Annotated in this window: 12 protein-coding genes; 7 read left to right on the top strand and 5 right to left on the bottom strand. The window is 70.2% G+C overall.

Annotated elements, in window-relative coordinates; genetic code table 11:
* The 3 genes from LRX76_RS01355 to LRX76_RS01345 all read left to right on the top strand — a co-directional run bounded on the left by LRX76_RS01355 (position 1) and on the right by LRX76_RS01345 (position 2,994).
* Positions 1 to 963 (top strand): 5'-nucleotidase, encoded by a 963-nt coding sequence (locus LRX76_RS01355; protein ID WP_231800982.1) that lies wholly within the window; start codon positions 1 to 3, stop codon positions 961 to 963.
* Positions 960 to 1,736, top strand: a complete 777-nt coding sequence (locus tag LRX76_RS01350) for a transferase (RefSeq protein WP_231800980.1) — start codon at positions 960 to 962, stop codon at positions 1,734 to 1,736. The genes LRX76_RS01355 and LRX76_RS01350 overlap by 4 nt, the downstream gene beginning before the upstream one ends.
* Before the next feature lie 262 nt (positions 1,737 to 1,998).
* Positions 1,999 to 2,994, top strand: coding sequence for an LLM class flavin-dependent oxidoreductase (locus tag LRX76_RS01345; RefSeq protein ID WP_231800978.1), 996 nt, complete (start codon positions 1,999 to 2,001; stop codon positions 2,992 to 2,994).
* A gap of 9 nt (positions 2,995 to 3,003) precedes the next feature.
* On the opposite strand, the gene LRX76_RS01340 is transcribed toward LRX76_RS01345, so the two are convergent.
* The 3 genes from LRX76_RS01340 to LRX76_RS01330 form a co-directional block, all read right to left on the bottom strand.
* Positions 3,004 to 4,080 carry a CbiX/SirB N-terminal domain-containing protein gene (locus tag LRX76_RS01340; protein ID WP_231800976.1) on the bottom strand — a complete coding sequence of 359 codons (1,077 nt, stop codon included), beginning with the start codon at positions 4,078 to 4,080 and terminating at the stop codon, positions 3,004 to 3,006.
* A 168-nt stretch (positions 4,081 to 4,248) separates the two neighbouring features.
* Positions 4,249 to 4,905, bottom strand: coding sequence for an exopolysaccharide biosynthesis protein (locus LRX76_RS01335; RefSeq protein WP_231800974.1), 657 nt, complete (start codon positions 4,903 to 4,905; stop codon positions 4,249 to 4,251).
* Positions 4,889 to 6,202 carry a hemolysin family protein gene (locus LRX76_RS01330; RefSeq protein WP_231800972.1) on the bottom strand — a complete coding sequence of 438 codons (1,314 nt, stop codon included), beginning with the start codon at positions 6,200 to 6,202 and terminating at the stop codon, positions 4,889 to 4,891. The genes LRX76_RS01335 and LRX76_RS01330 overlap by 17 nt, the downstream gene beginning before the upstream one ends.
* A gap of 252 nt (positions 6,203 to 6,454) precedes the next feature.
* On the opposite strand from LRX76_RS01330, the gene LRX76_RS01325 reads away from it, so the two are divergent.
* On the top strand, positions 6,455 to 7,081 hold the full coding sequence (locus tag LRX76_RS01325) for a pit accessory protein (protein ID WP_231800970.1): 627 nt from the start codon (positions 6,455 to 6,457) through the stop codon (positions 7,079 to 7,081).
* 139 nt (positions 7,082 to 7,220) lie between these two features.
* Complete coding sequence (locus LRX76_RS01320) at positions 7,221 to 8,342, top strand: inorganic phosphate transporter (protein WP_231800968.1); 1,122 nt, start codon at positions 7,221 to 7,223, stop codon at positions 8,340 to 8,342.
* Between the two features lie 161 nt (positions 8,343 to 8,503).
* Here LRX76_RS01320 and LRX76_RS01315 read toward each other — a convergent pair whose 3' ends face one another.
* Complete coding sequence (locus LRX76_RS01315) at positions 8,504 to 10,006, bottom strand: S10 family peptidase (protein ID WP_231800966.1); 1,503 nt, start codon at positions 10,004 to 10,006, stop codon at positions 8,504 to 8,506.
* A gap of 147 nt (positions 10,007 to 10,153) precedes the next feature.
* Here LRX76_RS01315 and LRX76_RS01310 point away from each other — a divergent pair, with 147 nt between their 5' ends.
* Entirely contained in the window at positions 10,154 to 10,939 is a 786-nt protein-coding gene (locus tag LRX76_RS01310) for a CDP-diacylglycerol diphosphatase (protein ID WP_269450668.1), read from the top strand.
* A 52-nt stretch (positions 10,940 to 10,991) separates the two neighbouring features.
* Here LRX76_RS01310 and parE read toward each other — a convergent pair whose 3' ends face one another.
* The gene (parE, locus tag LRX76_RS01305) at positions 10,992 to 12,884 is read right to left on the bottom strand and encodes a DNA topoisomerase IV subunit B (protein ID WP_231800964.1); all 1,893 of its coding nucleotides are present in this window, start codon (positions 12,882 to 12,884) and stop codon (positions 10,992 to 10,994) included.
* A gap of 203 nt (positions 12,885 to 13,087) precedes the next feature.
* On the opposite strand from parE, the gene LRX76_RS01300 reads away from it, so the two are divergent.
* Complete coding sequence (locus LRX76_RS01300) at positions 13,088 to 13,354, top strand: hypothetical protein (RefSeq protein ID WP_231800962.1); 267 nt, start codon at positions 13,088 to 13,090, stop codon at positions 13,352 to 13,354.
* Positions 13,355 to 13,513 lie beyond the last annotated feature (159 nt).

The raw sequence follows: 13,513 nt of genomic DNA, 5'->3' as shown, positions 1-13,513 counted from the left end.
ATGTCCGACAACACGCCACGCCTGCTCACCGTTGCCGTGACTTCGCGCGCCCTGTTCGACCTGGAGGAGGGCCACGCGCTGTTCGAGCGCGACGGGGTGGACGCCTATGCCGACTACCAGCGCGAGCACGAGGACGACATCCTCGAGCCGGGCATCGCCTTCCCGGTGGTGCGCAAGCTGCTGGCGCTCAACGAGGGCGCGCCGGCCGATGCGCCGCGGGTGGAGGTGATCCTGCTCTCGCGCAACTCGGCCGACACCGGGCTGCGCATCTTCAACTCGATCGAGCACTACGGCCTGGGCATCGTCCGCGCCACCTTCACCTCCGGCGAGGCCACCTGGCCCTACGTCAAGCCGTTCGGCACCGACCTGTTCCTGTCGGCCAACCCGGAATCGGTGCGACAGGCACTGGCCAACGGCATCGCCGCGGCCACGTTGCTGCCGCCTTCGCCGGACGAGCGCGCCGCCGCCGCGGCCGCCGCGGTGGGCGAGATCGAGCGCGGCGCGCTGTCCACGCAACTGCGCATCGCCTTCGACGGCGACGCGGTGATCTTCGGCGACGAGAGCGAGCGCATCTCGCGCGAGCAGGGGGTGGAGGCGTTCGGCCGGCACGAGCGCGAGCGCGCCCGCGAGCCGCTCAGCGGCGGCCCGTTCCGCAGTTTCCTGGCGGCGCTGCACCAGCTGCAGGCCGCGTTCCCGGCCGGCGGGCAGTCACCGATCCGCACCGCGCTGGTGACCGCGCGTTCGGCGCCCGCGCACGAGCGGGTGATCCGCACCCTGCGCGAATGGGGCGTGCGCCTGGACGAGGCGCTGTTCCTGGGCGGCCGCCACAAGGGCCCGTTCCTGGAGGTGTTCGGCGCGGACATCTTCTTCGACGACTCCCAGCACAACATCGACAGCGCCCGCCTGCACGTCGCCGCCGGCCACGTGCCGCACGGCGTGGCCAACGATCCGCCCAAGGCATGAGCCGTCCGGCCGAAGGCAGGCGCCCCGACGCGGGGGCACGCGCCCGTGGCGGCGGGGAAGGCGCCGGCGGGCGGCCCTACGTCGTCCGCGGCTGGCGCCACACCGCGCTGCAGTTCGAGGGCGCGGTCACCCAGAGCCGGATGCTGACCTGGTGGCCGCACGTGCTGCAGGTCGGCTATACCCGCACCATGCTCGCCGGCCTGCTGTTCGACCCGCGGCCGCCGTGCATCGGCATCATCGGGCTGGGCGGCGGATCGCAGGCCAAGTTCTGCTACCGCCACCTGGCCGGCACGCGCATCGAGGCGGCGGAGAGCGACGCCGGCGTGCTGGCGCTGCGGCAAGAGTTCCGCATTCCCGACGACGACGCGCGGCTGAGCGTCGAACTGGCCGATGGCGCGCGCTGGATCGGCCAGCGCCAGGCCCGCTACGGCCTGCTGCTGGTCGATGCCTACGACGCACACGGCATCCCGCCGGCGCTGTCGACCCAGGCGTTCTACGACGCCTGCCGCACCGCGCTGACCGGCTCCGGGGTGATGGCGACCAACCTCTACGAGACCGACACCCGCCGGCACCTGGCGCGGATGCGACGGGCCTTCGACGGGCGCGTGCTGGTACTGGAAGAGCCGCGCATGAGCAACAAGGTCGCGTTCGCCTGGAATGGCGAGCGGCCGGCACGGGACTGGCATGCCGTGCTGGCGAACCTGCCGTGGCGGGCGCGCTGGCAGCTCGCCTCCGGCTTCTCGCGGCTGGCCGCCGCGCTGCAGAACCGCTGATCGCGCCGCAGGGCAGCGGCTTCGTCGTCCCCACGCAGGAGCGCCGGTAGGAGCGACTTCAGTCGCGATGGGGCTTTACCGTGAAAGCCCCATCGCGACTGAAGTCGCTCCTACAGCCGCTCCTACAAGAAGCTTCGGGGCAAGGGGAGCCTCCGCTGCACGGGACCATGTTCGCCCCGAATCCGCCTGAACGCTGGCGCGGCACTGGCAATCACGGGCCGGCGTCCTCATCTTGTAACGGGTTCACCCTGTGGAAGCACCGATGATCCCCTTGTCCGTCCTCGATCTCGCCCCGGTCTACGAAGGCAGCGATCCGCCGCGCGCCTTCGCCAACATGCTCGATCTCGCCCGCCATGCCGAAGGCCTGGGCTACCACCGCTACTGGCTGGCCGAGCACCACAACATGCCGGGTATCGCCAGTGCCGCGACCGCGGTGCTGATCGGCCATGTCGCCGGCGGTACCCGCACGATCCGGGTCGGGGCCGGCGGCATCATGCTGCCCAACCACTCGCCGCTGCAGGTGGCCGAGCAGTTCGGCACGCTGGCCTCGCTGTATCCGGGGCGCATCGACCTGGGCCTGGGACGCGCACCGGGTACCGACCAGGCCACCGCGCGTGCGCTGCGCCGCTACTTCGACGCCGCCGAGCAGTTCCCGCAGGACGTGATGGAACTGCTGCACTACTTCCAACCGGCGCAGCCGGGGCAGGCGGTCCAGGCCGTGCCCGGCGCCGGCGTCGAGGTGCCGGTGTGGCTGCTGGGCTCCAGCCTGTTCAGCGCCAAGCTGGCGGCCGCGCTGGGCCTGCCGTTCGCCTTCGCCTCGCACTTCGCCCCGGACGCGATGGACCAGGCACTGGAGGTCTACCGCCGCGACTTCAAGCCGTCGCAGTACCGCGACGCGCCCTACGCGATGCTGGCGCTCAACGTCGTCGGCGCGGACTCGCGGGACGAGGCGCGGCGCCTGTTCACCAGCCAGCAGCAGAGTTTCGTCAACCTGCGCCGCGGCCGCCCCGGCCGCATCCCGCCGCCGATCGACGACATCGAATCGTTCTGGCAGCCGCACGAGAAGGCCGGGGTCGAACGCGCGCTGGCCTGCACCGTGCTCGGCGACGGCGACGATCTCGCCGCCGGCATGGCCGCGTTCTGCGAGCGGCACCGGCCCGACGAGCTGATGCTCACCGCCAACGTCTACGATCACGCCGCGCGGCTGCGCTCGTTCTCCCTGGCGGCGCAGGCCTGGGGCTTGTCGGCGCAGGCCTGACCGATTGCTTCAGCGCGGCCGGCCCGGCGCCTGCGCGTTCGCTGCCTGCTGGCCGCCGGATGCAGGCGTGCCGGCTCCGGCCTGGGCGCGCGCGCTGTCCAGGACCCAGGCCGCGATCCTGGCGTCCGGCAGCAGCGCCTGCGTCGGCATCCTGTAGGCCAGGCCCTGCAGGCGCTCGCGCAGGCCCTGCTCGATGCCGCCGTAGGACAGCAGCAGCGGCACCACCAGCACCGCGTTGCCGGCCGCGGTCGCGTGTTCGACCTGCTGCCGCAGGCGCTGCGTGGCGGCGTCGCGGACCTCGGGGCCGGCATCGTCGCGCAGCGTGAGGCATTCGATCCCCGCGTAGCCGGTGGTGGCCCGCATCTGCTCCGCCAGCTGCTGCATGTCGCCCAGCCACAGCCGGTCCTCGGCGTCGCGCACCGGGCCGTGCGCCACCAGCAGTACCGTTTCGTGGGCGGGATCGCGGCTGATCGAGGCGGCGCGCTCGCCCAGGATCTGCGCGACGATGGGGTGGCGGTCGAGCGCCGGTGCCATCCGCACCGGGACCGGCAGGCTGATGGGCGTGACCGCCTCGGCCGACGCCGGCTGCGCAGATGGCGCGGCGGCCGGGTGGTGGTGCGGGTGTGCGGCCGCAGCGCCGGCGGGAGCGTCAGTGCCGTGCGCGCCATGAGGCGCGCCGTGCGCCATCGCGGCGAACATGGCCAGGTCTTCCGGGGCGTCCGCACGCAGGCCGAGCAGGTAGGCCGTACTGTCGATCACCGAACTGTGCGAACTGACGAACAGGGGTACGGCGACGATCTCGCCGACGCCGCGTGCCAGCAGGCGATCGGCCGCCTGCTGGATCGTCGCCCGGGTGGCCATGCCGAAGGCGACCTCGGTGGGCATGGTCTGGTCGGCCTGTGCGGCCACCCGGCGGACTTCGGTATTCCAGCGCTCGTCGTTGCTGCCATGGGCGAGCAGCAGGATGCCGGTCGTGGCCGGAGCGGCGCCGGTGTCGCCGGGACGGGACTGTGCGGTGGCGGCTGCGCTCGCCAGCAGGAGCAGGCAGCAGACCAGGATCGCCTGCAGAAAACTACGTCTGTTCATCGTCGGTCTCGTGAAGAGGACGGTCTCACGCGGAGACCATTGGACCGCCGATGGCGTCGGCTAGGGAGCGGTATACCCGGCGCATTCTAGCCATCGCCGGCGAACGACGACACCGGGAAAATCAAGAACGGAGCCGAACGCGGCCCTGGTTCCACGGCGGGCGGTTGCTCAGCCGGCGAAACGCGCCACCAAGTCGCGGCACAGGTCGACCAACTGGCCCGAGGCCAGCCCGAACACGACCACGCAGGCGACTCCGCCGGTCCAGCACAGCGCCATCAGGCGGCCATCGCGTTCGAGCAGCGCCAGCGCGTACAGCAGCAGGAGGGCGCCGAACAGATAGTTGGTCAGTGGGATCGGCAGCGAAAGCAGGATGCCGAGCAGCACCAGCAGCAGGCCGCTGAAGGCATGCGCCGGCGGCCAGTCCAGCAGCGGCTTCCAGCGCGGCTTGAGCATGCGGTCCAGCCACCGCAGCATCGGCGAGATCTTGCCGATGAAGCGGGTCATGGTGCTGCGGCGCGGCCCGCGGTTGCCGATGAACCCCGGCAGCCACGGCCTGCGCAGGCCGATCAGCATCTGCAGCCCGATCAGGACCACCAGCGGGCCGCTGATGGCGCCGCCGAATCCCGGGATCGGGATGAAGGCCGGCAGGATCGCCACGAACAGGAACACGCCGAAGCCGCTGTCGCGCAGGTCCGCCAGGATCACTTTCAGCTGCAGCACCTGGGCCGGAGCGCCCAGGGTGAAGGTCTCCAGCAGCGTGCGTATGCCCTCGTTGCGGTAGACCGGCCGCTCACCGGGGGCGGGGGCTTCACCCGGTGATGTCATCGGTCTGGTCTTCCGGCAGCCTGCTGAGCAGCAGCTTGTCGATGCGGGCGCCGTCCAGGTCCACCACCTCGATGCGCCAGCCGGCCCAGTCGAACGACTCGCCGGCGTGGGGGATGCGGCCGAAGTAGTAGATGCACATGCCGGCCAGCGTGTGGTAGTCGCCTTCCTGCGCCGGCGGCAGCTCGGCGCCGTCGAGAACCTCGCGCAGCTCGTCCACCGACAACGAGCCGTCGATCAGCAGCGAGCCGTCGGCGCGGGTGACCACCAGCGCGTCCTCGTCGCTGCCCTCGAACGCCTGCATGCGCCCGACCACCGCGCCCATCAGGTCGCTGATCGTCACCAGGCCCTGGATCTCGCCGTACTCGTCCACCACCAGCGCCATCGACTGCTGCTCCTCGCGGAAGATCTCCAGCAGCTTCATCGACTGGGTCGACTCGGACACGTACAGCGTCTCGCGCAGGCTCTGGAACAGGTGGCTGGCGTCGCCGTCCATGCGCGCGATCAGCGACTTGACCTCGAGCACGCCGACGATGTCCTGGTCGTTGCCGCGATAGACCGGATAGCGCGAGAACTGGTGCTCGCGCATGATCTTCAGGTTCTTCTCGGCCGGCGCCTCGGTGTCGAGCCAGGCGATGCGGTTGCGCGGCGTCATCAGGCTGTCGGCGGTGCGGTCGCCCAGCCGCAGCACGCGGTTCATCATGTTGCGCTCGTCGTCGTCGATCACGCCCTGCTCGTGGCTCTCGGCCACCAGCATGCGGATCTCCTCTTCGCTGACCGAGACCGACTCGTCCTTGCCCAGCCCCAGCAGGCGCAGCACCAGCTGGGTGGTACGCGCCAGCACCCAGACCGCGGGGGCGGCGATGCGCGCCAGCCAGCCCATCGGGATGGCGATGACGCCGGCGATGGCCTCCGAGCGGGTGAGCGCCAGCCGCTTGGGCACCAGTTCGCCGAAGATCAGCGTCAGGAAGGTGATCAGCGCCACCGCCACGGTCTTGCCGATGCCATCGGCATAGGCGGCCAGCGACGGCAGTAGCGCCGACAGCCAGCCGGCGAACACCAGGCCGATGGCCTCGCCGCCGAACAGGCCGGTCAGCACGCCGATCAGGGTGATGCCGATCTGCACCGTGGACAGGAAGTTGTCCGGCTTCTCGGCCAGCTTGAGCGCGTTGGCGGCGCGCTTGCTGCTCTGGGCCATCTGCTTGAGACGGCTCTTGCGCGAGGTCATCACCGACATCTCCGACATGGCGAAGAAGCCGTTGAGCACGATCAGGGCGAGAACGATGAGGAACTCAAGCACCGGCGCGGCTCCGGTGCGGCGACAGGAGGGCGGGAAGGGCGCTGGTGCCGGTCCGCAGGGCCGGGCAACTCGGGGGAGGTTTGGAGGATTCGTCCATAGGGTGCGCACGTCGGCGCAGCGGTATGTTAGCAAAAAGCCCGCCGCGCATCGCAAGCGCGCCGGCAGCGCCGGCCCGGATACCCACGACGGTCATCTAACCGTCATAATTCCGCCCCGGTGCCGTCCTCCCCGCGACGGCTGGACAGGCTTTACATGTTTTCGTTGCAGACCATCTTTGGCTCCGGCAAGCAGTTCTACACCCTGCTCGACGAAGCGGCCGACGCCGCCTACGACAGCGCCAAGGCGCTGCACGCGATGATGCGCGACTCCGACCGCCAGCCGGCGCTGGACGCCTTCAAGCTGGCGCGCCTGCGCGAGCGCGCGGCCTCGGACAAGATCAGCCAGGCGCTGGTGGACAGCTTCATGACCCCGATCGAGCGCGAGGACATCGAGGCGCTGGGCTCGGCCCTGTACAAGATCCCCAAGCAGGTGGAGAAGTTCGCCGACCGCTACTCGCTGGCCACCCGGCACCTGGAGCACATCGATTTCGCCCCGCGCGCGGCGATGCTGGAGCAGGCCGCCGGGGTGGTGGTGGAGATGGTCAAGGACCTGCGCCACATGAACCTGGACCGCATGACCGCGCTCAACGACAAGCTGCGCGCGATCGAGAACGAGGCCGACCGGCTGATGCTGGAGCTGTACCGCGACATCTATTCCGGTCGCCTGGACAACCTGCAGATGTTCCTGCTCAAGGAGTTCTTCGAAATCCTGGAGAAGGCCATCGACCGCTGCCGCGAGGCCGGCGTGGTGGCGTACCAGATCGTGCTCAAGAACTCCTGATGGACATGTTGCAGATTTCTTACGGCTCCCGCCGCGGAGTGCGCGGCGGCGCTCGCGCCGGTGTCCCCGGACTGTCCCTGCAGGCCGCCGCCGGCCTTGCCGGGTGGCAGGCCGCTTCGATCGCTTCGGGGAGGCCGCGATGCTGACCCTGGTCATCGTGGTGGTCCTGGCGGCGCTGGTGTTCGAGTTCATCAACGGCTTCCACGACACCGCCAACTCCATCGCCACCGTGGTCGCCACCAAGGTGCTGTCGCCGGGCTGGGCGGTGATGCTGGCCGCGGGCATGAACCTGGTCGGCGCGCTGACCGGCACCGCGGTGGCGCTGACCATCGCCTCGGGGCTGCTCAACACCGAGGTGGTCGACGCCACCCCGCAGGTGATCCTGTGCGCGCTGCTGGGCGGCATCATCTGGAACCTCATCACCTGGTGGAAGGGCCTGCCGTCCTCGTCCTCGCACGCGCTGATCGGCGGCCTGTGCGGCGCCGGCCTGGCGGCCGCGCACAACAACTGGGACGCGCTGATCTGGTCGGAGAACATCGGCAACTGGGCCAAGAACAAGGGCCTGCTGTGGAAGGTGTTCCTGCCGATGATCACCTCGCCGATCGCCGGCTTCATCCTCGGCGTGATCGTGATGATGCTGCTGTGGGCGATCATCGCCGCCATGGCCAGGATCGGCGGGCCGATCGGCCGGCTGTCGCGCCCGCGCTGGGTCAATGCCTTCTTCGGCAAGGCGCAGATCGCCTCGGCCGCCTACATGGGCTACGCCCACGGCCACAACGACGCGCAGAAGACCATGGGCATCATCGCCATGACCCTGATCGGCGCCGAGTCGGTGGGCGCGCTCGACGCGCTGCCGGGCTGGCTGTGGTTCCTGCATCCGGCCGCCCACGACAGCGGCGGCATCCCGATGTGGATCGTGCTGACCTGCGCGCTGGTGATGGCCGCCGGCACCGCCTCCGGCGGCTGGAAGATCATCAAGACGCTGGGCCACAAGATGGTCAAGCTGCACCCGATCCACGGCTTCGCCGCCGAGACCAGCTCGGCGACCATCCTCACCGTGGCCGCGCACTTCGGCATGCCGGTGTCCACCACCCACAGCATCTCCACCGCGATCATGGGCGTGGGCTTCGCCAAGAACCCGCGTTCGCTGCGCCTGGGCGTGATCGAGCGCATCGTCTGGGCGTGGATCCTGACGATCCCGGCGGCCGGCGCGGTGTCCTACCTGATCCTGAGGCTGTTCGAGCTGTTCGGCTGGACCTGAGCCGGTTCAAGATCCCGGCCTGGAGGCGACACATGCCGGGATCGTTCTTGCGGGAGCCACGTGGGCCGCGATGCCTGCTGGACCGAAGCTTCGGCGCCAGCGGCATCGCGGCTTACGCCGCTCCCACGGGGAACATCCAGGTTGATGCTTGGAAGAGGTTCTCAGTGCGTGGCGTACAGCGCCTGCACGTCGCGCCGGAACGTGGCCTGGCTGTCGGCGCGGTTGTAGAACATGTGCCCGCCGGGATAGTTGCGCACCTGCACGCGGTCCGGGTCGCTGCCCATCGCCGGCATCTGGTCGACGGTCAGCACCGAGCCCATGAACGGGCACGACAGGTCGTTCCAGCCGTGGGCGATCAGTACCCGCAGCCGCGGGTCGATCGCCACCGCCTGGCGCAGCTGGGTCACCGCGCCCTTGCGCAGCTCGTCGTTCCAGTCCCACAGCCGGTTCACCTCGTAGTTGAGGGCCTGGTAGCGCGCATCGACCTTCCAGCCCACCACGCGGGTGACGAAATCCACCATCGCGGTGGTGGTGGGGGCGATGATGCTGTCCAGCAGCGGGTCGTTGGCGCGCTGCTCCGGGTCGTTCGGGAACGGGTCGAAGGCGGTGACGTTGGCGTCGTAGCGGCTGCCCAGCTCGCCCCGGTCGCGGAACGCCTCGCGCAGGTAGGCCTGGGTCTCCAGGCGGCCGCCGGCGCGGCGCACGTAGGCCGCATCGAGCCCGGTCAGCTCGGTCACCCGGCGGATCATCGCCTCGCTGGCCTGCGGGTCGGAGCGGCCCTTCATCAGCGCCACCGCGTAGTCGCCGCGGGTGTAGTCGATCACCTGGCGCATGTTGGCGTCGGTGAGCCGGCCCTCGCGCTCCAGGTGCGCGGCGGCGATCGAGGGCAGGGTGAGCATCCACGCCAGCGGCGAGACGTCGCCGTTGTCGTCCAGGGTCGGGTTGAGATAGGGCGAGACCAGCACCACGCCGTTCATCGCCACGCCCAGCCGGGTCTGCAGGTAGTGGGTGATGCGCGGGCCGCGGAAGCCGCCGTAGCTCTCGCCGACCAGGTACTTGCGCGACTGCAGGCGCCCGTTCCTGACCAGCCAGTCGTAGATCGTGCGCGAGAGGTACTCGACGTCGGCCTTGGGGTTGTAGAACTGCTTCTTGGCCTCCTCCTCGCCGACCAGCGCGCGGCTGAAGCCGGTGCCGACCGGGTCGATGAACACCAGGTCGGTGAAGTCCAGCCAGGTGCCCGGGTTGTCGCGCAGCGTGGCCGGCGCCGAGGCGCTGTCGCCGGCGCCGCCGAAGGCGACCACCTTGGGCCCGATCGCGCCCAGGTTGAGGTAGACCGAGGACGCGCCCGGGCCACCGTTGAGGGCGAACGTCACCGGCCGGTCCCGGCCTTCGACGGTGTAGGCGGTGAACACCACCTCGCCGCTGGTCCTGCCCTTGTCGTCCTTGACCGGCAGGGTGCCGACGGTGGCGGTGTAGCCGAGCGTGCGGCCGTCGATGCGGGTGGACTGGCGCACCGAGGCATCGGCCGGCAGCGGCGCCGGTGCCGGCGGGCCGGCCTTGTCGCCGCCGGGCTCGTCCGGCGAGGGCGGATCCGCGGCCAGCGCGGCGGGGACGGCGAGCAGCAGGCCGGCAACCAGCGCGGCATTGCGGAGCAGGGATTTCATGCGATGCGTCGATTCTCCGGGGGAAGCGGCCGATGCTAGGGCGCGGCGCGCGTGCGCGGATGTGCCCAAAGCCATGGAACGACAATCGGCGGTCATGGCCTTCCGATTATGATGGGCGCCTTCACGGGATCGGGCCGGAGTCGTCGTTTGAGAGCGCTGCGTGCGGGATTGCTGGGCATGTCGCTGGCGCTGGCGGCGACGACGGCCACGCTGGCGGCCGGCAAGGTGCGCGACCCGGATGCGCTGTGGCGGATCGTCAGTACGCGCTGCAACGCGCAGGCGACGGAGCGGGCGCCGGACTGCGTGGCGGTCTGGCCGGAGCCGGGGCGGCGCTCGGCGGTGCTGAAGGACCACCACGGCCACTACCAGTACCTGCTGCTGCCGCTGCAGCGCGTGACCGGGATCGAGGACCCGCAGCTGCTGCGCCCGGGCACGCCGAACTACTTCGGCCTGGCCTGGCAGGCGCGCGGCTTCGTCGAGCGGGCGCTGGGGCGGCCGCTGCCGCGGCGCTACATGAGCCTGGCGCTGAACTCGCCGCACGGCCGTTCGCAGGAGCAGCTGCACGTGCACCTGGACTGCCTGCGCGCCGATGTCGCCGCGGCGCTGGCGCGGCAGGCGCCCGCGATCGGCGAGCGCTTCGCGCCGTTGCCCGAGCCGCTGCGCGGCCACGCGTATCTGGCGCGCTACCTGCCCGGCGAGGTGCTGACCGCCGACCCCGTGCACCTGCTGGCACAGTCATTGCCGCCGGGCGACAGCGTCGGCCGCTACTCGCTGGTGGTCGCCGGCGCCGAGGACGCGCGCGGGCCGGGCTTCGTGGTGCTGGCGACCCGGCTGGACCCGGCCGCGGCCAACTTCGCCAGCGGCGAGGAACTGCAGGACCATGCCTGCGGGGTGGTCACCGGGGCCACGCACGTGCTCGAAGGCGTGCGCTGAGACCGCGGCCATTGGCGCCGCCACCACGCCCCGTGATGGCGAACCGCCTGCGTCAGACCTCCAGCGAGGCCAGGTCGCCCTTGGTCTCCAGCCACTGCCTCCGGTCGCCGGCGCGCTTCTTGGCCAGCAGCATGTCCATCAGCGAGCGGGTCTGCTCGGTGTCGTCGTCCACCGTCAGCTGCACCAGGCGGCGGGTGTCGGGGTGGATGGTGGATTCGCGCAGCTGCTGCGGGTTCATCTCGCCCAGGCCCTTGAAGCGGGTCACGCTGACCTGGCCCTTGAGCTTGTCGCGCTGGATCTTCTCCAGGATGGCGCGCTTCTCGTCCTCGTCCAGCGCGTAGAACACCTGCTTGCCGACGTCCACGCGGAACAGCGGCGGCATCGCCACGAACACGTGCCCGGCCGAGACCAGCGCCGGGAAGTGGCGCAGGAACAGCGCCGACAGCAGGGTGGCGATGTGCAGCCCGTCGGAGTCGGCGTCGGCCAGCACCACGATCTTGCCGTAGCGCAGGCCGGTGATGTCGTCCTTGCCCGGGTCGCAGCCGATGGCGATGGCCAGGTTGTGCACTTCCTCGGAGGCCAGCACGCTGCCGGAGGCGACCTCCCAGGTGTTGAGGATCTTGCCGCGCAGCGGCAGGATCGCCTGGAAGTCCTTGTCGCGCGCCTGCTTGGCCGAGCCGCCGGCCGAGTCGCCCTCCACCAGGAACAGTTCGGTGCGCGACAGGTCCTGGCTGATGCAGTCGGCCAGCTTGCCGGGCAGGGCGGGGCCGGAGGTGACCTTCTTGCGGGTGATCTGCTTCTCGGTCTTGAGCCGGGCGCTGGCGCGGTCGATGGCGATCTGCGCGATCCTCTCGCCGACCTCCACGTTCTGGTTCAGCCACAGGCTGAAGGCGTCGTGCGCGGCGCCCTCGACGAAGCCCGCGGCCTGGCGCGAGGACAGCCGCTCCTTGGTCTGGCCGGAGAACTGCGGGTCGGCCAGCTTCAGGCTGAGCACGAAGGCGACGCGGTCCCATACGTCCTCGGGCGCCAGCTTGACCCCGCGCGGCAGCAGGTTGCGGAAGTCGCAGAACTCGCGCAGCGCATCGGTCAGGCCGCTGCGCAGGCCGTTGACGTGGGTGCCGTGCTGGGCGGTCGGGATCAGGTTGACGTAGCTTTCCTGCACCAGCTCGCCGTCGGGCACCCAGGCCACCGCCCAGTCGACGATCTCGTTCTCCTTCTTCTGGTTGCCGACGAACAGGCCGGCCGGCAGCAGCTCGCGGCCTTCCATCTCGCCCTTGAGGTAGTCGGACAGGCCGTCCTCGTAGTGCCAGCTGTCCTGCTCGCCGGTGGCCTCGTCGGTCAGCTTGACGGTCAGGCCCGGGCACAGCACCGCCTTGGCGCGCAGCAGGTGGCGCAGCGCGCGCACGTTGTACTTGGGCGTGTCGAAGTACTTCGGGTCGGCCCAGAAGCGCAACCGGGTGCCGGTGTTCTTCCTGCCGACGCTGCCGACGATCTCCAGCGGCGAGGCGGCGTCGCCGTCGCGGAACTCCATCCGGTACTCGTTGCCGTCGCGCTTGATGAACAGCTCGACCTTGGTCGACAGCGCGTTGACCACGCTGACGCCGACGCCGTGCAGGCCGCCGCTGAAGGTGTAGTTGCGGTTGTTGAACTTGCCGCCGGCGTGCAGGCGGGTGAGGATCAGTTCCACGCCGGGGATCTTCTCCTCCGGGTGGATGTCCACCGGCATGCCGCGGCCGTCGTCGGACACCTCGCAGCTGCCGTCCTTGAACAGCGTGACCTCGATCTGCCTGGCGTGCCCGGCCAGCGCCTCGTCCACCGCGTTGTCGATGACTTCCTGCGCCAGGTGGTTGGGGCGCGTGGTGTCGGTATACATGCCGGGGCGGCGTTTGACCGGGTCCAGGCCGGAGAGGACTTCGATGTCTGCAGCGTTGTAGCGGGCGTTCATTCGACTCTTTGGGAATACGTGCGAAGCGACGCGCAAGTGTGCGGGTTGGATCGGTTTTTTGCACGCGGCTTGCCGCCGGCGGCCGCGTCCGTTGCCTGTTCAGGCCGCAGGCGGGCGGGTCCGGCTAGGCTTTGCCGGTAGAAAGGTCCAGATCGCCCCGCCGATTTGCGGCAAACCCGGAACCACCCGGAAGGAGCAGTGTCATGAAACTTCGCAATCTGATCGCATTGGCAGCGGCCGCCACCGCCGTCGTCGCCATCCCCATGGCCATGGCGCAGAAGGCGCAGACCTCCGACGCGCAGCAGTCCGGCCAGCAGGCGCAGACGGCCAATCCCGAGGCCAAGGCGCAGTCCGAGGCCGACCAGCGCGCCAAGCGCCGCGCGGCCGCCGCCGCCGAGAAGGAAAAGGCCCTCAAGAGCGGCAAGTTGTCCCAGCGCGAGGAAGAGGAGGAGAAAGATCCGCGTCGCTGAGCGATAATGCCCGCTGAATCCCAGGGACGCCCCGGCGCAGGTCGGGGCGTCCTGCTTTTTGCGAGTCCCTCACGAGAGCACGGCACGTACTTGTGCCGGGGACCTTTCTTGCGGCTGGCCGCGGTGCTTGGGCATCGGGCCGGCAACCGTTAAACTATG

The sequence above is a fragment of the Stenotrophomonas sp. MMGLT7 genome, from assembly GCF_021168555.1.
Lineage (GTDB): Bacteria > Pseudomonadota > Gammaproteobacteria > Xanthomonadales > Xanthomonadaceae > MMGLT7.
Note: the sequence above shows the minus strand (reverse complement) of the source record. Positions and strands in the feature narration are given on the sequence as shown.